Here is a 20,521-nt window from a genome sequence, read left to right as displayed (position 1 = left end):
GCTCTCCGTGAGGCGCCTCGATGTCAATCGCGGCCCCTCCTTTGCCCGCAACGCAGCCATCGCCGGCTCGAAATCGCCGTTCATCAGCATTCTCGATGCCGACGATTTCTTCCTCGAAGGCCGGTTTCGCAACCTGTTTGCCGGCGCCGATTGGGATTTCGCCGCCGACAACATCATGCTGATCAGGGATGATGCGACAGGCGACGCGACGAAAATCGTCGCGCCGCAATTTGCCGCCGATCCGGAATTCCTCGATTTCGAGCGTTTCGTCGAAGGCAACATCTCCAGGCGCCGCGTGCAGAGGGGCGAACTGGGCTTTTTGAAGCCGGTGATCAGCCGTGCCTTCCTCGACCGCCATGGGTTGAGCTACGACGAGAGCCTGCGGCTGGGCGAGGACTATGAACTCTACGCCCGCGCGGTCGCATGCGGGGCGCGGTTCAAGGTCATTCGCTCCTGCGGCTACGGCGCCATCGTCCGCGCCGATTCCCTGAGCGGCCGCCACAAGACCCAGGACTTGAAGCGTTTGGCCGATGCGGATCTGGCGCTGCTGGCGATCGACAGCCTGCCGGAAGGCTCGAAGGCGGTGCTGCGGCGGCATGAACGGCACGTGCGCGACAAATATCGGCTGCGTAATTTCCTTGACGTCAAGGCCGAGCGGGGGCTGGGCTCGGCTGCGGCTTACGCCTTCGCCAGCCTGTCCAACCTCGTCCCCATCGTCCAGGGCGTGGCTTCCGACAAGCTCGAGGCGCTGTTTCGTCGTGTCGGCCTTGTGTCCAGCCAAAAGCCTGTGCCGCCGCTGCGCTTTCTGATGGCCGGAACCAGCACGGGCAAGGAACGCTGAGAGCGGTCCCGATGCAGCGATTTGTCCACTCGCGGCATGTCATCACGCAAACCATTTCGGTCGGATTTATGAGTTTACGAATTGGGTGGTTGCCTCGCGGCTCCGACGATGGCAGTCTATGTTGCGGTGCAGCATAGTGGACGACCAGCCGAACTTGGCCCCCGATCGGATTGGTCTGATGTCTCTCCCTCAAAAGGAGCACGACAACGCAACACGAGTTTTTGAGCCCCGGCTGCGGGGATCGGCCAGAAGCCCGGCCCACAAGCCGGCGATGACGGGAACCTGAGTTCATGGCCTCGATATTCGGTTTCAGATCAAGGGATCCGGCCCGCGACCGTCAGGCCGATGTTTCACGTCTTGATCGTCTGGCAAAGCTGTTCGAGCAGATTGCGGCCGAGATCGAGGCCGAGAGAACCGGGCTTGAGAATCGCTACCGGACGACGTCGACCAACGCCGCCTTTCTGGTCGAAGCGATGGAAAACGGCTCTGCTTCCGACAAGCGGTCTTCGGAAGTCAGCGCACTGACACAGTCGATCCTGAATTGCGAGCGCCGCATCGCGGCGCTGTCGCGCCAGGACGGCATGATGAAAGAGCTCCGTCATTCGCTGGATACGGTCTTTGACGAGGATGCCTCCTCGGCCGCCGCGGCGGAATTCGCCTGGCCGGCAGGCGCCGGCAGAGGTTGAACGTGAAGGCTCGGAACTGTTGCAACAGATTTGATGCAAGGCGGGAAGCAGAAGCAATCGAGAGGGTCACAAGGAAGGTCAAGGTTGGCCCGTGCAGGAGCGGTTCGAACGTCGACTTTGGGTTGGGGACACACAGCGCAAAGGTGAGTTTGGTATGAATTGGAATCCGAAACCTACGACGGCAATTGACGCACCGCCTCTCGCATATCGGACCGGACAAGCCGCCCGGCGGCTGGGGTCGCTCGGTGCGTTGCTGCTGGCTGCTCTTGGCGGTTTCCTGGCAACCCCTTCCCATGCCCAGGACATTCCGACATCGCCGTCCTTTGTCGATGATTTCAAAAGCTTCGACCGCACGCGCTGGTATGTTTCCGACGGCTGGAACAACGGCAGCCATCAGAATTGCACCTGGTCGAAAAATATGGTCGAACTGTCGAATGGTGTGCTGTCGCTCGGCTTCGAAAAGCAGACGCTGAAGGATCGCGACTACGTCTGCGGCGAGATCCAGACCAAGCAGCGCTTCGGCTATGGCACCTATGAGGCACGGCTGAAGACCGATACCGGCTCCGGCCTCAACGCCGCGTTCTTCACCTATATCGGTCCAAGCGACAAGCAGCCCTGGGACGAGATCGACTTCGAGGTCCTGACCAAGGACACCTCCAAGGTGCAGGTCAACGCCTATATCGCGGGCAAGGGCAAGAACGAGAAACTGGTCGACGTACCGGGCGGCACGGAGAAGGCCTTCAACGACTACGCCTTCGTCTGGCAGAAGGACAGCTTGCGATGGTACGTCAACGGCCAACTGGTGAACACGATTACCGACCCGGCGAAGCTGCCCAGCCATGCACAGAAGATATTCTTCAGCTTTTGGGGCAGCGATACGATGAAGGGCTGGATGGGAGCGTTCGCGGATCCGGGCCGCAAGCTTTCCCTGCAGGTCGAGCGGGTCGCCTTCACGGCGCTCGGCGAACCCTGTCAATTTCCGGAATCGCTGGCATGCAGTGTAAAGTAGTTGGGAAAGTCGATTTGAACCGGCGGGGCCGAAAACGGTCCGCTGCCTTGCATGGGAATGAAACCGAATGAATTTGACGGTGTTTGGAATTGGCTATGTCGGCCTCGTGCAGGCGGCGGTGCTTGCCGAAGTCGGGCACCAGGTGGTGTGCGTCGACATCGACGCCGCCAAGGTCGAGCGGCTCAACCAGGGCCTGGTTCCCATTTTCGAACCCGGTTTGGAAAACCTCGTCAAGGAGAACCATGCCGCCGGCCGCATCAAGTTCACAACGGATGCCGCCGCCGCTGTCAGGCACGGCGAGATCCAGATGATCGCGGTCGGCACGCCGCCGGGCGAGGACGGCTCGGCCGACCTCAAATATGTGCTGGCAGTCGCCGAGACCATCGGCCGCGAAATGGACAAACCCAAGATCGTCGTCGGCAAGTCGACGGTGCCGGTCGGCACCTGCGAAAAGGTGAAGGCCAGGATCGCCGACACGCTGAAGAAAAGAGGCCGCGAGGACCTGGCTTTCGATGTCGCTTCAAATCCGGAATTCCTCAAGGAAGGGTCCGCGGTTGCCGACTGCATGAAGCCGGACCGCATCATCGTCGGCACCGACAGCGAGGACACCGAGGCTGTGATGCGCGAACTCTACGCGCCGTTCAATCGCAACCACGAGAAGATGATCGTGATGGACGTGCGCAGCGCAGAATTCACCAAATATGCCGCCAACTGCATGCTGGCGACCAAGATCAGCTTCATGAACGAGATGGCCAATCTGGCCGAACAACTCGGCGCCGACATCGAGGAGGTCCGCAAGGGCATCGGCAGCGATCCGCGCATCGGCTACCATTTCATCTATCCGGGCCTCGGCTATGGCGGCTCGTGCTTCCCGAAGGATGTGCGGGCGCTGATCAAGACCGCCGAAGGCGTCAAGTTCGACGCCAAGCTGCTGCGCGCCGTTGAGGAGCGCAACAACGCACAGAAATCGGTTCTCTTCGACAAGGTGGACCGCTATTTCAAGGGCAACCTCAAAGGCAGGACCTTTGCGCTCTGGGGTCTGGCCTTCAAGCCCAACACCGACGACATGCGTGAGGCGCCGGCGCGCGTCCTGATGGAGGCGCTCTGGAAGGCCGGCGCCAATGTGCAGGCCTATGATCCCGAGGCGATGCAGGAATGCCAGGCCATCTACGGGCTGCGCGACGACCTGCTTCTGTGCGGCACCAAGGAGGCGGCGCTGCGCGGCGCCGATGCGCTGCTGATCGCCACAGAATGGAAGAGCTTTCGCGCGCCGTCCTTCGACGCGGTGAAGGACGCGCTGACCACGCCGGTCATCTTCGACGGCCGCAACCTCTATGACCCCAAGGTCATCGCCCGCCATGGCATCGAATATCACTCGATCGGCAGAATGGCGGCATGAGACCGGGCCCTGTCAGACGGATGCAAGACCGGTCCGCACACGGCCTGCGGACGCTGGGGTTGAGCGCGTATTTCTGTGTGGAGTTGTAGCTGATGGTGCTGGACGTAAAGCCGGAGCAAATCACCAAGGATCATTTCGATCTCGTCGCGATCGGTTCCGGCTTCGGTTCGGCCTTCTTCCTGCATGAGTTCGCCAGGCGCCGAAAGGCGCGCATTCTGGTGCTGGAGTGGGGACGCCACAACACCCATGAATGGCAGCTCGAACAGAACGTCAACACCGACATCGAAGACGAGACGACCTACAAGACCAATTCCGACAAGCCGTGGAACTACACGATCGGACTGGGTGGCGGGACGAACTGCTGGTTCGCGCAGACGCCAAGATTTCATCCCAATGATTTCCGGCTGAAAAGCACCTACGGCATCGGTAATGACTGGCCGATCAGTTATGACGACGTCGAGCCGTTCTACTGCGACGCGGAAGACATCATGTCGATCTCCGGCGACCCCGACATGGCGGCGATGCTGCCCCGCTCGAAGCCGTTTCCGCAACCGCCGCATCGCATGTCGACACCGGACAGGATGATGAAGGCGGCGCAGCCCGACCAGCACTTCGTCATGCCAACCGCGCGGGCTCGCGTGCCGACCGCGCAGCGCAGCTCGTGCTGTGCCAATCTGCGTTGCTGGCTGTGCCCGGTCGACGCCAAATTCACCGTCAACAACGGGTTGATGCACGTCTTCGAGCATCCCGACATCTCGGTCTGCCTCGGTGCGGAAGTGCGCCGGCTCGATCACGTCGGCGGTGCTGTCCGTTCGGTCACGTTCAGCCATGACGGCAAGGAATACCAGGTCAGCGGCGATCTCTTCATTCTCGGCGCCAATGCCATCCAGAGTGCGGCGATCATGCTGCGATCCGGCCTGGGCGGCGAATTTGTCGGCAGCGGCCTGCATGAATCCTACGGCTGGAATTTCGAGGTCTATCTCGACGGTGTCGACAATTTCGACGGCAGCACCATCACAACCGGCCTGAATTTCGGCCTCTATGATGGTCCTCACCGATCGGAGCATGCGGCGGCACTGGTCTATTTCGAGAACCGCTGGCAGCACGGAATGCGTGCCGAAAAGGGGCGGCTACGCCAGGCGCTGCCGTTGGTCGTGGTCACCGAGAACCTGCTCGACCCCGAGAACTACGTCACGCTTGACGCGGATGACAATGCCTTCGTCAGCTTCAAGGCGCCATCGGACTACGCGGTGAAGGGCATGGCGCGCGCTCTGGAGAAATTGCCTGACCTTCTGGCGCCGCTGCCGGTCGAAAAGCTCTTCGACCGCGGCATTCGGCCGACCGAATCGCACGTCCAGGGCACGCTGAGGATGGGCACCGGCCCGGCCGATTCTGTGGTCGACAGCGGCATGATCCACCATCAGCTCAGAAACCTGGTCGTCGTCGGCACCAGCACCTATCCGAGCTGCTCCTGCGCCAACCCGAGCCTGACCGCGGCAGCGCTGTCCTTGCGGGCGGCGAGCCGGATCGCGTGAAAGGAGGTATCGCATGATCGAGATTTCCAGACGCTCGGCCCTGGCCGTCTTGGCTGGCGGAGTGGTTTCGACGGGGGTCGCCTACGCCACCGTTTCCTCCTTCTCGGACGAGGATCTGGTGCGCGTCACGCTGGAAAAATATCTTGGCAAGTTGAACATCCGCATCGAGCATCTGCAGCAGTTCGTGCTGGCGTTCCGCGACAGGAATCCATGGAATTTCCCAAGCGAAAAACTGAGTGATGCCGTCACCCTGGTGGAGGAGCTCAAACTGGGCGCCGCGCGTCGCTTGCTGCCCCGGCGGAAGCGGGAAGATCTGCTGCATTTCGACCGCTGGGTCGTCGCCGAATTCCATATGCTGACGGACTACGCCTGGCGCAGTTCGCCCAACGACCCGATCCGGTTTACCGGCTGGCAATCCTGTACCAATCCCTTCGCCAATCTGGAGCCGCCGAAACTTGCCTGACGTCGAAAGCGAGGCGGCGGCCTTTGCCTGTTGTCTCCGAGCAAGGAATACGAGATGCGACAAGGAGCCCGATCATGAAAGTTCTCTTTGCAGGCGGCAACGGCTACCCGCCCGAGTTCAGTGGCGGCGTTCAGTCGAGCACGCATCATCTGGCCGAACAGTTGATCGAGCACGGTCATGAAGCGGCTGTGCTCGCCGCCCTGTTCGGTGACGGTGTCTTCGGCTTCAAGGCACGCGCCAAGATGAAGCTGTTGCGGCAGCCGGCGGTTGTCGACAGCTATCCCGGCTATCCGGTGGTGCGGGCCTGGTTTCCCTGGGAAGCGGCGGGTTATGCCGTCGACAGGCTGAAGCCCGATGTCGCCGTGGTCCAGTGTCACAAATCGGTTCCGATCGGCAAGGCGCTGCAGGCGGAGGGCGTGCCTCTGGTCGTTTATCTCCGCAATGTCGAGTTCCATGAACTGGGCGGCGATCTGCGCGAATTGCATTCGGCGCTTTACATTGCCAATTCGGATTTCACCGCGCGAACCTACAAAAAAGAATTCGGCATCGAGGCAGCGGTGATCCCGCCAACCATCAACCCGGCGCATTACTCGACGCCGACGACGGGCCAGTTCGTCACGCTGATCAACCCTTATGAGGAAAAGGGGTTTGAGCTCGCGGTGCGGATTGCCGGCGCCTGCCGCGAAATTCCATTCCTGTTCGTCGAAAGCTGGAAGCTCGACGACGATCACCGGGCGCGGATCGAACAGACGATCGCTCCCTTGGGCAATGTCGTCCTGGAGAGCCGCACCAGCGACATGAAGACGGTCTATGGCCGCACGAAGATCCTGCTTGCTCCCAGCAAGTGGGAAGAGGCGTGGGGCCGCGTCGCTTCGGAGGCCCATTGCAGCGGAATCCCCGTTATCGGTTCGCGGCGCGGCGGTCTGCCCGAGGCTGTCGGCTCCGGTGGCGTGGTGCTGGATTACGATGCTCCGCTGGCCGATTGGGTCGCGGCCGTCAGGCGGCTGTGGAACGACAACCAGGAATATGACCGGCTTTCCAGTCTCGCTCGCAGCTTCGCCGGGCGCCCGGAACTCGATCCCGATCGCCAGTTCATCACCTTCTTCTCGATACTGGACAGGGCCATGCAGCAGCGCGCGCGACAGGCGGCCTGACGACGCCGCCTGAGCAGGTCAGGCCGGACGCTTGACCCGGCTTTTCAGCGTCTCGTAGCCGCGGGCGCCAAGCAGTGCGCGGGCAATGGTCTTGGCGGCGCTCTTGCGGCCCTCTTGCGACTTGATCTGCCGCAGCCTTGCCGGCAGGTTGCGGGCCGCCTGGCCAAGTGCCGGCAGCGACAGCGCGTCGGGGAAGCTGACCATATGCGTTTCGACGCACAGCACCGGCTTGCCTGACAGTTCGGTGATCTTCAGCGCCTGTTCGTGCTCGCTCTCGATGAACAGGATGGCATCGGACTTGCGGTAGAAATCGGCCTTGAAACTGCCATGCGCGCCGAGTCGTTGCCGTTCCGCCTTGCTCGGCAGATCGAGCATGATCAGCTGGTCGTATTTGATCTCATGCTTGGCGAGCCATGCCTCGGTGAGCGCGCGGTATTTCTCCAGCCGGCTGGTGACCAGCCAGCCGATCCTGTGGGTCGCGACATGGAGCGGCCGCGCTTCGCTGAGGAATTTCTCATAGGCCGGGCCGTCGTCGTTTTCCGCCTCTGTCGGGTCGAGGCACAGCACGCCGTCAATGTCGACGCAGCATTGCGCCAGGAATTTGTGATGCATGAAGTTCCACTGGAACATGCGCGGATGCGGCACGACCTCGAAGACGAGGTCGGTTTCCTGGTGCAGGGGCTCAAGGCCGAACACGGCGGCAAAGGTGAAGTCCGCCTCGATGCCCGCAGCCTGGATGCGGGCGCGTGCGTCGCGCATGGCGTTGCCGCCGGCGACGCTGTCGTCGATCACCAGCACCTTGCGCATCTCGGAAACCTTGCGGTCGAGAGCGGCCCGGCGCTTGGTGACGCCTGATGTGTAGATTCGCCCAGCCAGGAAGCTGTCGAGATCGGTCATCGGAATGTTCGCCGCAAGGCTGACCAGCGTCGCTGCCAAAACGCCGCTTCTCGGCACACCGACGACCAGGTCGATGTCGCGCGGCAGCCGGTGCAGGCCCCTGACGATGGCGTCGTTCATATCGGAGATCGATCGGTAGTGCATGGTTCAGACCTGGTCCTGGAGGAGATGTCCGTAGCAGTCGAAGACGCCCAAATTATTGCGCTTCGCGCGGCGCTGCCGCAGGCAGCCTTGCCGGCAGCATCTTGAGCGCCTCGCGCAAGGCTTCGCGGCCGGAGGCGAATGCCAGTGCGATGATGATTGTGATGAGGTAGGCGAACACGGCGCTGCTGGCCAGGGCGACGACATGCTGCTGCGGCAGCAGTGGCTTGACGAACCAGATCGCGGCCAGCGCCAGATGGGCGCCAAGCACGAACGGCGTTGCCGCGCGCAGCACATGATGCGCCTGCAGCGGTCCGCTCTTGCCGACATAGAGCCATAGGAACGGCGTCCGCAGATATTCGCTGATCGCATAGGCGATCGCCACGCCCAGCGCGCCATAGGGCAGGCCGAGCATGAAAGCCAGCACCGACGTCACGGCCGTTATGATGCCCCAGCGCATGAAATCGCCGGAGCGGCCCTGGCTGACGAAAAGCCACCCCGCCGGATTGTTGAGCGGCTGCAGCAGCCCGGCAAAGCCGAGCGCCAGGAAAATCGAGGCGCTTGCGCGCCATTGCTCGCCGAGCACGAAGGGGATCAGCACATCCGACATCGCGGTGGCGAAGGCGACACCGGGAAGCGCCACCAGCAGGATCAGCGGCATGACGCGCAGATAGGCGCTGCGGTAGCGATCCGGCTCGTCCTTCAGCCTGGAAAGTGCTGGAACCATCACCTTCGACAAGGGGTTGGTGATCTGGCTCAGCGGAAACAGAAGCAGCTTGTAGGCGCGGTCATAGAGGCCGAGCTGCGCCTCGCCCCAATATTTGCCGATCAGCACGTTGTCGAGGTTGCGGGCAAAGAAATTGGCGAAGTTGAAGCCGGTGATGCCGGCGCCGAAATTGATCAGCTCGCCGATGCCGGCGACCTTGCGCGGCAGGCCCGGACGCCAGCGCGAACTCGCCCAGTAGCAGAGCGTCGGCAGCACGGCACCGGTCAGCGTGCCGGCAAACAGGGCCCAATAGGAGCGATCGATGAAGGTCCAGGCGATCGACACGGCAAGCCCGGCGATGGCGCTGGCGACGTCGATGACGGCCAGCCGGCCGAACTGCATACGGCGCGTCAAGAGCGCCAGATGCTGGGCGCCAAGCCCATAGGCCATGATCTGCAGCCCGAACGCAGCCACCAGACCTGTCACGCGCGGCTCGCCGTAGAAGGCAGCAACCAGGGGCGCGGCACCCGCAAGCACGCAAGCCAGGATCGCGCTGACGGCGACATTGATCCAGAAGAGGTAGTTCACCTCCTCATGCCGGATGCCTGATTTCTGGATCGTTGCCTGGGTCAGGCCGAAATCCTGGAACAGTGCGATAAAGGCAAGCACCGGCGCGCACATCGCCACGACACCGAAATCCTGTGGCGACAACAACCGCGACAGCACGATAACCGACAGAATCTGTGTCGCGACCCGCACCGATTGCGCCATGGCCGTGACAACCGCGCCGCGCCCAACCGATTTGCGCAAGGAGCCTTCTGGCGGATCGAATGCATTGGCTTCCAAATTCAGGATTCCTGATTTTTTACGTGGATTTTCGAGCCCGAAAATCCACGACCGCCGCCGACCACAAACTACGGCAATAATTTTGCAGTGCAACAGAAAACGTGGACCGCCGCACCAAAAATGTTGCGATGCAGCAAGACCTGTACTAGCATTCCCTCGGGTGGGCCAACAGCGGTCGAGTTTTTATGCTGCATGTCTTGTACCTAGTGCACGACGTTTCCGACCCGGCGGTGCGCCGGCGGATCACGATGCTCAGGGCAGGTGGGGCCCAGGTCACCTTGGCCGGATTCCGTCGCACCGCGAATCCGATTGCGGATATCGAGGGACTGCGCCCGATCGACCTCGGCGGGACGCGTGACGGGCGATTCGGCCAACGCCTCGCGGCCGTAGCCAAAGCAGCCGTTTCGATAGGCTCGAAGCTGGGCGGAATGCCAAAGCCGGATGTCATCGTCGCGCGCAACCTGGAAATGCTGGCGCTTGCCCGCCGCGCCAGGTCAGCCTTCGGTGCATCGGTTCCGATCGTATACGAGTGCCTCGACATTCATCGGCTTGTGCTGCGCAACGATGTCCTGGGCAAGGCGCTGCGTGCCACCGAACGATTTCTGGCCAGGGATGTGAAGCTGCTGGTGACCAGTTCGCCTGCCTTCATCGCCAATTATTTCAAGCCGTTCGGCCAGGTCGCGGCACCCATCGAGCTGGTCGAAAACAAATATTTCGAGGCCGCGACGATTGTGCCCGGCGCTGCCGAGGCCGATGAGAGCCCGGTCGGCCCGCCATGGCGGATCGGCTGGTTCGGCGCGCTGCGCTGCCGCCGCTCGCTCGAGCTGCTGGCTGATTTCTCCCGCCGCACGGAGGGCCGCTTCGAGATCGTGCTGCGCGGCCGTCCGGCTTTGTCGGAATTCCCTGACTTTCACGGCTTTGTCGAGGCCGAGCCATGGCTGTCGTTTCTCGGGCCCTACCGCAATCCGGAAGACATGGCGGCGATCTACAACGATGTCCATTTTTCCTGGGCGATCGATTTCTTCGAAGCGGGGCAGAACTCCGAATGGCTTCTGCCCAACCGGCTCTATGAGGGTTGCCGTTTCGGCGCGGTGCCGATCTCGATGGGCAATACCGAGACCGGGCGGTTCCTCAAGCAGCAGGATATCGGCGTGCTGTTGCCGCAGGCGTCGCCCGAAGCGCTCGAAGCCGCGCTAGGCAAGATGGAGGAGCATCGCTTCGCCAGGCTGAAGGGGCGTGTTCTGGCGCGCAACCCGAGGACCTGGAGCTACGATCGCAGCGATTGCCGTGCGCTTGTCGAGCGGCTGCGCAGCCTGACCGCCGTGCCCGGTTCGTTTGCCGCCGAGGCATTGGCATAGGATGGCAGGGGATGGACAGAGGCAAGATGGACAGAGGTTGATGACGCAGACGGAAAAACCCTCATCCAGCCTGATCGTTATCCCATGCCTGAACGAAGCCGCCCATATCGGTGCGCTGCTCGATCAATTGCGGCCCGCGGCCGCCAGGCTTGGCGCCCGGATCATCGTCGTCGACGGCGGCAGCACCGACGGCACGCTTTCCATCGTAGACGAAGTCATTGCCAGGGACCCGCGGGTTATCCTGCTCCACAACAAGCGGCGCATCCAGAGCGCGGCGATCAATCTCGCCGTCGGTACCTTCGGCGATGGTGCCGACTATCTCATCCGCATCGATGCGCATGGCGGTTATCCCGACGATTATTGCGACCGGCTGGTCGAGGAAGCGCTGGCTACATCAGCGGATTCGGTTGTCGTTTCGATGCTGACCAGCGGCAGCGGTGCCGTGCAGAAAGCAGCGGCCGCGGCGCAGAACTCCAAGCTCGGCACCGGCGGCTCGAAGCATAGGCATCTTTCGCAGGGACAGTGGATCGATCACGGCCATCATGCACTGATGCGGATATCGGCGTTCGGCGCCGTCGGCGGCTATGACGAAACGTTCAGCCACAACGAGGACGCCGAGCTCGATTATCGCCTGCGCAAGGCCGGCTACAAGATCTGGATGAGCGGCAAGACGCAGATGGTCTACTACCCGCGCGGCTCGCTCTCAGGCCTCTATTTCCAGTATCTCGGCTACGGTCGCGGGCGTGCCAAGAATGTGCTGAAGCATCGCGTCATCCCGAAGGTGAGGCAGATGGTGCCGCTGCTGGTGTTCCCGGTGGTGCTGCTGGCGGCCTTCTCTTTCGTGCACTGGCTGGCGGCGGTGCCGCTGCTGCTGTGGGCGTCGGTGTGCCTGGGCTACGGGCTGGTGACGGCTATCCGCCAGCGCAAGGCCGACGTTGCGCTGGCCGGTGTCTCGGCCATGGTCATGCATCTTGGCTGGTCGGTCGGCTTCTGGCTGCAGCTTCTCGGCCTCGGCTCGCGACGAGGAGTGGCCTGATGGCGGTGTCGGCAAAGAACCGCAGCATCGACATCGGCGTCTGCACGTTCCGCCGGCCGGAACTGGCCGACACGCTGCGCTCGCTCGACGCCATGGAGATGCCGGTGGGATTCGATGTCCGCATCGTCGTCGCCGACAATGACGACACCCCATCGGCCCGTGACCTGGTGGCGGCGCTGTCGCGGGAATTGACGGTGCCGATCCACTATCAGCACGCCCCGGCGCGCAACATCTCGATCGCCCGCAACGCCTGCCTCGATGCGAGCACCGCGGATTTCGTCGCCTTCATCGACGACGACGAGACGGCCACGACGCCATGGCTTGCCGAACTGGCCGCGATGGCGCAGCAAAGCGGTGCCGCCGCCGTGCTCGGCCCGGTCAGGGCGCGCTATCGCCCGGACGCGCCGGACTGGATGCGGCGCGGCGATTTCCATTCGACCTTGCCCGTCTGGGTGCGCGGCGAGATCCAGACCGGCTACACCTGCAACGTTCTGCTGCGGATGGGCTCGGACAGCCTGCGCGGCCGCCGCTTCAGCCTGGCGCGTGGCCAGACCGGCGGCGAGGACACCGAATTCTTCGACCAGATGCACAAGGCCGGCGGCCGCATCGCCTTCTCGCCCGAGGCATGGGTCGACGAGGTGGTGCCGCGCTCCAGGGCGGCATTCGATTGGCTCGGCCGCCGCCGCTTCCGCGTCGGCCAGACGCATGGCCATCTCCTGGGCAGCAGCGCCAGCGGAATCGGTCTGGCCAAGCAGGTCGGCCTGGCCTCGGCAAAGGCCATCTATTGCTTCGCCTCGGCACTTCCGGTCGTCGTCAGTCCGGTACGCAGGAACCGCAGCGTGCTGCGCGGCATTATGCATGTTGGTGTCGTCAGCGGCCTCGTCGGCATCCGCGAAATCCGCCTCTATGGCCAGCCTTCGCCACAGGAGGGAGGCAAGCGTGCAGCCTGACGTCAGCTCTATCCCCGATGTTTCCTTCGTTATTGCCGCCTACAATGCCGAGACGACCCTTGATCGGGCGATCGCCAGCGCCATCGCCCAGAAGGGTGTCAGCGTCGAAATCATCGTCGTCGACGACAAGTCGCGCGATGCGACGCTCGATGTTGCGCGGGCCTATCCCGGGGATATCGTCCGTGTCATCGCCCTGCCAAGCAATCGCGGCCCGGGCGGCGCCAGGAATGCCGGCCTCGATGCCGCCCGCGGCAGATGGATCGCGGTTCTCGATTCCGACGACGCGGTCTTTCCCGGCCGGCTCGCCAAGATGATCGCGCGGGCCGAAAGCGCGGATGCCCAGATCGCCGTCGACAATCTGCAGGTCGTTCGCGAGGACGGCGTTATCGAGGACGCGATGTTTCCGCGGCAATATCTGGAAGGCTTGCGCGAGATTTCGCTGGCCACCTACATCGCCGGCAACATCGTCTTCGAATCCAAGTTCAACCTCGGCTACCTCAAGCCGATCTTCCAGCGCGAGTTCCTGAACGAAAACCGGCTTCGCTATGACGAGAAGCTGAGGATCGGCGAAGACTACATCCTCTTTGCCGCCGCCCTGGCCAACGGCGGAAAATGCGTCGTCGAGCCCGATATCGGCTATGCCTACCATATTCGCAGCGTCTCCATTTCGCGCGTGCTCGAGCTTCACCACGTCGAAGCCATGCGCAGGGCGGATGCCGTGTTCGCTCAAACCCATCGGATGGATGAGGCCGCGCAAGCCGCGTTCGCGCGGCGTGGCCGCAGCCTGCGCAAGGCGGCATCGTTTCTGTCACTGGTACAGCACATCAAGGCGCGGTCCCCGCTCAAGGCGATCCGGACTGCGCTCAGCGACCCGGCGGCGGTCAGGCATATGGGCATGCCGATCGCCGTGCGGTTGCGAAGAATGGCGGCACAATTTGCCGTCGGGGCGGGGAGGTGAAGATGCAGGCACATGGAGGGAATTTTCGTGGCCTGTGAACGGATTGAAGTCGATCTCCTCAGAAGGAATTTGCGATGAAGAAAATCAGGAAGGCCGTGATACCGGTGGCGGGGCTTGGAACGCGGTTCCTGCCGGCGACCAAGTCGATGCCGAAGGAAATGCTTCCCGTCGTCGACAGGCCCGTCGTCCAATATGCGGTGGACGAGGCCTTCGAGGCGGGCATCGAACACATCGTCTTCGTGACCGGTCGCAACAAGGCGGTGATCGAGGACTATTTCGACCTGCATCCGGAATTGATCGGCACCCTGGAGCAGACCGGCAAGAAGACCCAGCTGGAGGCGCTCGAAAGCATGCTGCCTGTGGCCGGCGCCACCAGCTTCATCCGCCAGCAATCCCCGCAAGGCCTCGGCCATGCCGTCTGGTGCGCGCGCGAGGTTATCGGCAACGAGCCCTTCGCCTTGCTGCTGCCGGACATGGTGTCCTTCGGCGGTCGCGGATGCCTCGCCGAAACCGTCGAGCTTTATGAGCGCACGGGCGGCAACGTAATCGCCGTCGAGCGTTGCGAACCCAGCGAGACCAACAAATATGGCATCGTTGGCCGTGGCGCCGAGATCGGCGGCGGTTTCGAGGTGACGGCCATGGTCGAGAAGCCGGCGCCGGCCAATGCGCCTTCGAATTTCTACATCAACGGCCGCTACATCCTGCAGCCGGAGATTTTCGCGCTCCTGGGCAATCAGCAGCGCGGCGCCGGCAACGAGATTCAACTGACGGATGCCATGGTTCGTCTGTCGAAGGATCAGCCGTTCTTCGCCCAGCCTTTCCTCGGCCGCATGTTCGACTGTGGTTCCAAGGAAGGGTTCATCCAGGCCAACATCGCCTTCGCGCTGGCGCGCGACGACATGAAGGGTCCGGTTTTCGAGATGCTTCAGGAGTTCGTCCGGTCGCATGAACGCCAGGAAGAAGCCGCATAATGCCCATCTTTCGGGAGTATCGTCGGATGGCCGGCGAAGAGGGGCCGGCAGGTTCTCTCCGTCTGGCACGACGCTTGCATTGCTCTGGCGATGCTCCCGATCTTCGAGGCGCCTGCAAGCCAAGGCATGATCCCTGAAAGTGGGTCCCGGTTTCCGGAAAAGATCATGTTGAAACAGTAAGATAGAGCCAATTGCGATCAATCGGAATAGGACCGGCTCTAGAATTGGACCGAAGATGAATTATGCCAACTTTCCTCTCGACAAGAGGATGCCATTGCCGAATTCGGACGCAGGAGACGGCGAAGACTTCATCGATATCGAGCGGCTGCTTGGCATGGCCGCACGGCAGGCCAAGGTGGTTGCCGTGTGTGCCGTCATCGGTCTCTTCCTGGGCCTGCTCTATTTGCAGACAACGCCGCCCAAATATCAGTCGATCGCCAGCGTGCTGATCGACGAGGGCTTGAACAAGATCGTCGACGACATTTCGGCGACGTCGACAACCATGCAGACCGATTCCGCCATCCTGAGCCAGATCGAGATCCTGACCTCGACGCGGCTTGCCGCCGTGGTCGTCGACAAGCTGAAGCTCGACCAGAACGACACGTTCATGAATCCGCCCCAGTCGGCGCTTGCCCAAGGCATAGGCCTCATCCGCGGCCTGATCCAGTATGTCCGCCCCAGCTCTTCCATGCCGGGTGGCGCTGACTTCAGCAAGCTCGACCCGGCCGCCCGCGATGCGCTGATCGCCACGTCGCGCCGCGACTACGCGATCCTCAAGCTGCAGAACGAGATCCGGGCGGAACGCGTCGGCCGAAGCTACGTCATCGCGCTCGGCTATCAGGCGACGGATCCGGCCTTGGCAAACGCCATCACCAAGGCCTATGCCGATGCCTATCTCGCCGATCAGCTCGATGCCAGCTTCGATGCCACCGAGCGGGCTGCGGTCTGGCTGCAGGGCCGGTTGACGGAGTTGCGCCAGAGCTCGCAGGCAGCTTCGCTCGCGGTTGAGAAATTCAGGGCCGAACATGGGCTGGCCGCCAACAGCGATGGCCAGCTGATGAGCGACAAGCAGCTTTCCGACCTCAACGCCCAGCTTATCGTGGCGCAGGCCGACACCGCACGCGCCAGCGCCCGCTACCAGCAGTACAAGGCCATCGTCGACAGCGGCTCCGAAAACGCTTTCAAGGATGCCGCCATATCGAGCGACCAGCCAAGCAGCTCGGTCATATCGGCGCTCAAGACCCGCTACCTCACAGTGGCCAAGCGGCTGCAGGACGTCGAGGCGAATTTCGGCCCCGAGCACCCGCAGGCGGTGGCTCTCTCCAAGGAGAAGGCCGACATATCGACGCAGATTTTCGGCGAGCTGAAGCAGCTGACCGAAAGCTATCGCAACGAATATGAGGTGGCGCAGGCACGCGAGACCGCGCTCAGGGCCAACGTCGCGGCCGCGCAAGGCAAGAGTTCCGTCGACAACCAGACGCAAGTCAAGCTGCGTGAACTCGATCAGCAGGCGACGGCGCTCACCACGCTCTATCAGACATTCCTGGGTCGTTACGAGGAAGCCGCGCAGCAGCAGTCCTTCCCGGTCGGCAAGATCCGCATCATCTCCGACGCGTCGATGCCGATGACGGCCTCAAGCCCGCGCACCATCGTCGTGCTCGGACTTTCGCTGGTGCTTGGCCTGCTGATGGGCGCCGGCTTTGGTGGCCTGAACGAGTTCAACGAACGCTTCTTCAGGACCGGCGAGGACGTGCGCGACCGCGTCAACCTGAAATTCCTCGGCTACCTGCCGACGATCGGCGGCAAGCTCGGCAAGGAAGAAAAGCCGGGCGAGACCCAGGTGGACGCCAAGACCACCCAATCGCTGTCTTCAGCCGAAAAGCGGGCGCGCATGCGGGTCAGCATCGATTCTCCAGCCTCGATGTTCTCCGAAACGCTGCGCAGCGCCAAGATCGCCTTCGACGTCGTGATGGAAGGGCAAGGCAGCCGCGTCATCGGCATCATCTCGGTGCTTCCCGGCGAGGGCAAGTCGACGGTCGCGGCAAATCTCGCCGGCTTGCTTGCCGCCAATGGCTCCAAGACGCTGCTGATCGACGGCGACTTGCGCAATCCCGGCCTCAGCCGAGGCCTTGGCATGGAAACCGAGCAGGGCTTGATGGAAGCGGTGGTCGGCGGCCAGACCTGGCAGTCCGTCGGCAAGATCGACAGGCAGACGAAGCTGGCGATCATCCCGGCGGTGCTGCGCGGTCCCTTCTCGCATACCAGCGAACTTCTCTCCTCGGCCGGCATGCGGCGCTTCATCGAGAACGCCAAGGAGACGTTCGAATACATCGTCGTCGATCTGCCGCCGCTCGGACCGGTGGTCGACGCCAAGGCCTTCGCGCCATTGGTCGACGGTTTTGTACTGGTCACCGAGTGGGGGCGCACCCCGCGCGCGATGGTCAGGTCGATGCTGGAATCCGAACCCTATGTCGCCAACAAGATCGTCGGCGCGGTGCTGAACAAGGTCGATTTGAAGAAACTGGCCAAATACGGCTCGTTCGGCGGGTCGGAAAAATTCTTCGATAAATATTCGAGCTACTATCTGGAAAAGTCGGAAGTGCGCGGCAAGGCGCCGGTCTGACGTCGACCTTTGCGCGAGTGGGTCCACTCTGAAGTGTATCGATCTTCAGGCCAGCACACCTGAATATCGTTGCGCGTCAGGAGAAGATCAGCCTGCCTTGCTTGTCGGCGATCCTGACGGCGGTCAGGCGTCCGCTCTGGAAGGCGGCCGTGTCGATGCCGAGCCGGCGCCCTTCGAGCTTCGGGACATCCACCGGCGTATGCCCGTGCACCACCCAGCGGTCGAGCAGGTGCGTTGCCTCGAAGAAGTCCGAACGGATGTTGATCAGGTCATGGTCGGTTTGCGCCGCAAGGTCGACGCCGGGCCTGATGCCGGCGTGGACAAACACGAACTTCCGCGAACGGACCATGATCGGCAGCCCGCGCAGGAAGCTGACGTGATCGTCCGGAATGATCTCCCTTATGCGCCGGTCGATCTGCGCGCTGCTCCCGTAGAGGCTGGTGAGGCGCGCCGGATCGATGCCATAGGAAAACAGGGTTTGCAGGCCGCCCGTCGCCAGCCAGGGTTCGCGGGACAGATTTCCGTCGAGATAGTTCAGCATTGCCACTTCGTGGTTGCCCGCAAGACAAATGCGCTGAAATCCTTTCGGCGGCGGCGCCAGGAGGTGATCGAGCACCCGCGCCGACTGAAACCCCCGGTCGATGTAGTCGCCAAGCATGACGATGATCTTGCGGCTCTGGAAGCGCAGCGAATCGAGCAGGATCTTCTGCTCCAGCGCGCGGAGTTCCTTGTAGCAGCCATGCACGTCGCCGATCGCATAGACGACAGCGTCCTGCATATCGATATCGAGGCGCGGACGCGCCGCGATGCGGGGTTTTCGCTGGAACAGGGTCACGTGCCGGGCGTCTCGAGGCAAGCTCTCATGCCGAAGGCATAAGTGCCTGTTATCATGCCCGAAACGAAGAATTCCGCAATCGTGGAAAATGCAGCTGCGCCGGGTCGGCACCGCCAATGCATGTCGCTCGGAAGTGAGCTCCGTTTTGGGAGAGCGATCCGTGGAACAAAGGCCTGGGGTGGGCCTGAATCCGCTCAGGCGCGACATGCTTTAGGTCGGCGGCCGGGCCGGTCTGCCGGACCGTCGTCAGGCTGCCTTAAGCCGATAACGGAAAACGGTATGGTCGAGCAGCAGCCGGATGCGTGGTTCGGCCTCGGTCGCCACTAGCCAGCTTGCCGCGATCATCGTCGCGCCGACGACCGCCATCGAGAACAGATGCGGCAGACCGGCGCGGACCAGGATGCCGAGCAGGGCCGCGCCGACGACATCGTGCAGCAGGTAGAGCGGATAGGTCATCAGCCCGATCCGGCGCCAGCCGCTCCAGGAGAGGTCGAGCCGCAGCGACCACGCCATCAGCGCGATGCCTATGAGGAAGATGAGGATCGGCGGGGCGAAGGGCATATCACGCCCGACCTTCAGGATATGAACGTCGACCGAACTGGCGATCTGCAGCACACCACCGGCCAGGAACAGGGCGCAGAAGGCTAGGCGGGCGGCTGTCACCGCCTTGAAGCGCATCAGCCACAGCATGACGCCGGTGGCGAAGAACACGCCGTGATGCACCAGAAGCAGGTCGAGCGTGCGTGTTTCGGCAAGGTCGGCCCAGTCGAGCGGGCAGTAGAGGCACCAGAACAGCGCGCTGACCAGGCCGATGGCGAGCGCCACAATTTCCATTAGATGGAAGCGGCCGAGCCGCAGCAAGGTCCAGACGACGGCATAGAAGGCGATCTCGATGCCGAGCGTCCAGTAGACGCTGTCCACCCATGGCGCGTAAGGGGCGAACAGGCCGGTGCGGACGAGCCTGACGACGGCATCGGTCGGCCAGCTGAGGCCGACGATCAAAAGCACCGCCGCAGTGACCGGCGCACAGATCCACACGGCCGGCGCCAGCCGTTTCACCCTGGCTTCGAAAAACCGCAGGGGTGTCGACCTTTCGGCGCTGAAGGCGATGACGAAGCCGCTGATGACGAAGAAGATCTGGACGCCGACCCAGCCGGATTCGACCCAGGCGCCTATTGCCGGCTGCGGGGGAACGCCGCCCGTGGCGCGCGCCGAAACACCGTCAGGATACGCCCACACCCAGAAGCCATAGTGGTAGACCATGACCATGACGGCGGCGAGAAAGCGCAGGATGTCGACGCCGCCAAATGTAATCTTCTGCTGAGCCATGCGACCTTTGTCGATGGCCCCCCGCGAACGACTTTAGGGTGCATTGCTGCGTCGCACAATAAAAGTATTGCTTGCCGATCGAAAAGGTCGTCCGCGGCCCACCTTCAGTGGCTCAAAGGCCGATCCCACGTTCCTTCAGCGCCGCAGTGATCTCGTCGAGGATGACCGGATCGTCGATGGTTGCCGGCATGGCCCATTCCTCCTTGTCGGCGATCTTCTGCATGGTGCCGCGCAGGATCTTGCCCGATCGCGTCTTGGGCAGGCGCTTGATCGTCACCACCGTCTTGAAGGCGGCGACCGGGCCGATGCGTTCGCGCACCAGGCCGACCACCTCGTTCTCGATGGAGCCGATATCGCGGGTCACACCCGCATTCAGCACCACGAAGCCCAGCGGAACCTGGCCCTTCATGGCGTCGGCAATGCCGATGACCGCGCATTCGGCGACATCGGGATGGGCCGAAAGCACCTCTTCCATGGCGCCGGTTGACAGGCGGTGGCCGGCGACATTGATGATGTCATCGGTGCGGGCCATGACGTAGAGATAGCCGTCCTCGTCGACCATGCCGGCATCCGCCGTCTTGTAGAAGCCGGGGAACTCGTCGAGATAGGCTTGGCGGAACCGTTGATCGGCATTCCACAGCGTTGGCAGGCAGCCGGCCGGCAGCGGCAGTTTGATCACCACATTGCCCAGCGTGCCGCGCTTCACCTCATGGCCAGCATCGTCGAGCACGCGGATGTCGTAGCCGGGCATCGGCACGCCGGGCGAGCCGTATTTCACCGGCAG

General features: G+C 62.7%; 17 protein-coding genes and 1 pseudogene. 13 read left to right on the top strand and 5 right to left on the bottom strand.

What is annotated here, in order from left to right; all coding sequences use genetic code 11:
• From EOA22_RS03875 to EOA22_RS03845, 7 genes are all read left to right on the top strand, one after another.
• On the top strand, positions 1-841 hold an 841-nt coding region (locus EOA22_RS03875), incomplete at its 5' end, for a glycosyltransferase (protein ID WP_127389848.1).
• Positions 842-1,131: 290 nt separating this feature from the next.
• The gene (locus tag EOA22_RS03870) at positions 1,132-1,527 is read left to right on the top strand and encodes a hypothetical protein (RefSeq protein WP_024501833.1); all 396 of its coding nucleotides are present in this window, start codon (positions 1,132-1,134) and stop codon (positions 1,525-1,527) included.
• A 154-nt stretch (positions 1,528-1,681) separates the two neighbouring features.
• On the top strand, positions 1,682-2,536 hold the full coding sequence (locus tag EOA22_RS03865) for a family 16 glycosylhydrolase (RefSeq protein WP_024501832.1): 855 nt from the start codon (positions 1,682-1,684) through the stop codon (positions 2,534-2,536).
• Between the two features lie 67 nt (positions 2,537-2,603).
• Positions 2,604-3,935 carry a UDP-glucose/GDP-mannose dehydrogenase family protein gene (locus tag EOA22_RS03860; protein ID WP_013528109.1) on the top strand — a complete coding sequence of 444 codons (1,332 nt, stop codon included), beginning with the start codon at positions 2,604-2,606 and terminating at the stop codon, positions 3,933-3,935.
• A gap of 92 nt (positions 3,936-4,027) precedes the next feature.
• The gene (locus EOA22_RS03855) at positions 4,028-5,470 is read left to right on the top strand and encodes a GMC family oxidoreductase (RefSeq protein ID WP_063169883.1); all 1,443 of its coding nucleotides are present in this window, start codon (positions 4,028-4,030) and stop codon (positions 5,468-5,470) included.
• Positions 5,471-5,483: 13 nt separating this feature from the next.
• The gene (locus tag EOA22_RS03850; RefSeq protein ID WP_013528107.1) at positions 5,484-5,933 is read left to right on the top strand and encodes a hypothetical protein; all 450 of its coding nucleotides are present in this window, start codon (positions 5,484-5,486) and stop codon (positions 5,931-5,933) included.
• Between the two features lie 74 nt (positions 5,934-6,007).
• Positions 6,008-7,087, top strand: a complete 1,080-nt coding sequence (locus EOA22_RS03845; protein ID WP_024501831.1) for a glycosyltransferase — start codon at positions 6,008-6,010, stop codon at positions 7,085-7,087.
• Between the two features lie 18 nt (positions 7,088-7,105).
• Here EOA22_RS03845 and EOA22_RS03840 read toward each other — a convergent pair whose 3' ends face one another.
• On the bottom strand, positions 7,106-8,128 hold the full coding sequence (locus tag EOA22_RS03840; RefSeq protein WP_013528105.1) for a phosphoribosyltransferase family protein: 1,023 nt from the start codon (positions 8,126-8,128) through the stop codon (positions 7,106-7,108).
• A 52-nt stretch (positions 8,129-8,180) separates the two neighbouring features.
• Positions 8,181-9,677: a lipopolysaccharide biosynthesis protein gene (locus tag EOA22_RS03835; RefSeq protein WP_063169884.1), complete on the bottom strand. Its 1,497-nt coding sequence runs from the start codon at positions 9,675-9,677 to the stop codon at positions 8,181-8,183.
• Positions 9,678-9,862: 185 nt separating this feature from the next.
• On the opposite strand from EOA22_RS03835, the gene EOA22_RS03830 reads away from it, so the two are divergent.
• The 6 genes from EOA22_RS03830 (at position 9,863) to EOA22_RS03805 (ending at position 17,573) form a co-directional block, all read left to right on the top strand.
• Positions 9,863-11,035, top strand: a complete 1,173-nt coding sequence (locus EOA22_RS03830) for a glycosyltransferase (RefSeq protein ID WP_063169885.1) — start codon at positions 9,863-9,865, stop codon at positions 11,033-11,035.
• 40 nt (positions 11,036-11,075) lie between these two features.
• Positions 11,076-12,071, top strand: coding sequence for a glycosyltransferase family 2 protein (locus EOA22_RS03825; protein WP_063169886.1), 996 nt, complete (start codon positions 11,076-11,078; stop codon positions 12,069-12,071).
• A complete protein-coding gene (locus EOA22_RS03820) occupies positions 12,071-13,021 on the top strand; it encodes a glycosyltransferase family 2 protein (RefSeq protein ID WP_063169887.1) in 951 nt (316 codons plus the stop codon). Before EOA22_RS03825 ends, EOA22_RS03820 begins: the two co-directional genes overlap by 1 nt.
• Positions 13,011-13,979, top strand: a complete 969-nt coding sequence (locus tag EOA22_RS03815) for a glycosyltransferase family 2 protein (protein ID WP_063169888.1) — start codon at positions 13,011-13,013, stop codon at positions 13,977-13,979. The genes EOA22_RS03820 and EOA22_RS03815 overlap by 11 nt, the downstream gene beginning before the upstream one ends.
• Before the next feature lie 74 nt (positions 13,980-14,053).
• On the top strand, positions 14,054-14,950 hold the full coding sequence (locus tag EOA22_RS03810) for a UTP--glucose-1-phosphate uridylyltransferase (RefSeq protein ID WP_013528099.1): 897 nt from the start codon (positions 14,054-14,056) through the stop codon (positions 14,948-14,950).
• A gap of 235 nt (positions 14,951-15,185) precedes the next feature.
• Positions 15,186-17,573 (top strand): polysaccharide biosynthesis tyrosine autokinase, encoded by a 2,388-nt coding sequence (locus EOA22_RS03805; RefSeq protein ID WP_127389847.1) that lies wholly within the window; start codon positions 15,186-15,188, stop codon positions 17,571-17,573.
• Between the two features lie 76 nt (positions 17,574-17,649).
• Here the strand turns inward: EOA22_RS03805 and EOA22_RS03800 are convergent, their stop codons facing one another.
• From EOA22_RS03800 to EOA22_RS03790, 3 genes and pseudogenes are all read right to left on the bottom strand, one after another.
• Positions 17,650-18,408, bottom strand: a complete 759-nt coding sequence (locus tag EOA22_RS03800) for a metallophosphoesterase family protein (RefSeq protein ID WP_013528097.1) — start codon at positions 18,406-18,408, stop codon at positions 17,650-17,652.
• Between the two features lie 246 nt (positions 18,409-18,654).
• Positions 18,655-19,737, bottom strand: coding sequence for an acyltransferase (locus tag EOA22_RS03795; protein WP_063169889.1), 1,083 nt, complete (start codon positions 19,735-19,737; stop codon positions 18,655-18,657).
• Positions 19,738-19,849: 112 nt separating this feature from the next.
• Positions 19,850-20,521 (bottom strand): annotated as a pseudogene (locus EOA22_RS03790) (AMP-binding protein); the annotation flags it as partial.

The organism is Mesorhizobium sp. M7A.F.Ca.US.014.04.1.1, assembly GCF_003998745.1.
GTDB lineage: Bacteria > Pseudomonadota > Alphaproteobacteria > Rhizobiales > Rhizobiaceae > Mesorhizobium > Mesorhizobium ciceri.
Note: the sequence above shows the minus strand (reverse complement) of the source record. Positions and strands in the feature narration are given on the sequence as shown.

Excerpts from the sequence above, each read along its gene's own strand:
- EOA22_RS03870 (WP_024501833.1), top strand. The coding sequence starts at position 1,132 with ATGGCCTCGATATTCGGTTTCAGATCAAGGGATCCGGCCCGCGACCGT.
- EOA22_RS03865 (WP_024501832.1), top strand. The coding sequence starts at position 1,682 with ATGAATTGGAATCCGAAACCTACGACGGCAATTGACGCACCGCCTCTC.
- EOA22_RS03860 (WP_013528109.1), top strand. The coding sequence starts at position 2,604 with ATGAATTTGACGGTGTTTGGAATTGGCTATGTCGGCCTCGTGCAGGCG.
- EOA22_RS03855 (WP_063169883.1), top strand. The coding sequence starts at position 4,028 with ATGGTGCTGGACGTAAAGCCGGAGCAAATCACCAAGGATCATTTCGAT.
- EOA22_RS03850 (WP_013528107.1), top strand. The coding sequence starts at position 5,484 with ATGATCGAGATTTCCAGACGCTCGGCCCTGGCCGTCTTGGCTGGCGGA.
- EOA22_RS03845 (WP_024501831.1), top strand. The coding sequence starts at position 6,008 with ATGAAAGTTCTCTTTGCAGGCGGCAACGGCTACCCGCCCGAGTTCAGT.
- EOA22_RS03840 (WP_013528105.1), bottom strand. The coding sequence starts at position 8,128 with ATGCACTACCGATCGATCTCCGATATGAACGACGCCATCGTCAGGGGC.
- EOA22_RS03830 (WP_063169885.1), top strand. The coding sequence starts at position 9,863 with ATGCTGCATGTCTTGTACCTAGTGCACGACGTTTCCGACCCGGCGGTG.
- EOA22_RS03825 (WP_063169886.1), top strand. The coding sequence starts at position 11,076 with ATGACGCAGACGGAAAAACCCTCATCCAGCCTGATCGTTATCCCATGC.
- EOA22_RS03820 (WP_063169887.1), top strand. The coding sequence starts at position 12,071 with ATGGCGGTGTCGGCAAAGAACCGCAGCATCGACATCGGCGTCTGCACG.
- EOA22_RS03810 (WP_013528099.1), top strand. The coding sequence starts at position 14,054 with ATGAAGAAAATCAGGAAGGCCGTGATACCGGTGGCGGGGCTTGGAACG.
- EOA22_RS03805 (WP_127389847.1), top strand. The coding sequence starts at position 15,186 with ATGAATTATGCCAACTTTCCTCTCGACAAGAGGATGCCATTGCCGAAT.
- EOA22_RS03795 (WP_063169889.1), bottom strand. The coding sequence starts at position 19,737 with ATGGCTCAGCAGAAGATTACATTTGGCGGCGTCGACATCCTGCGCTTT.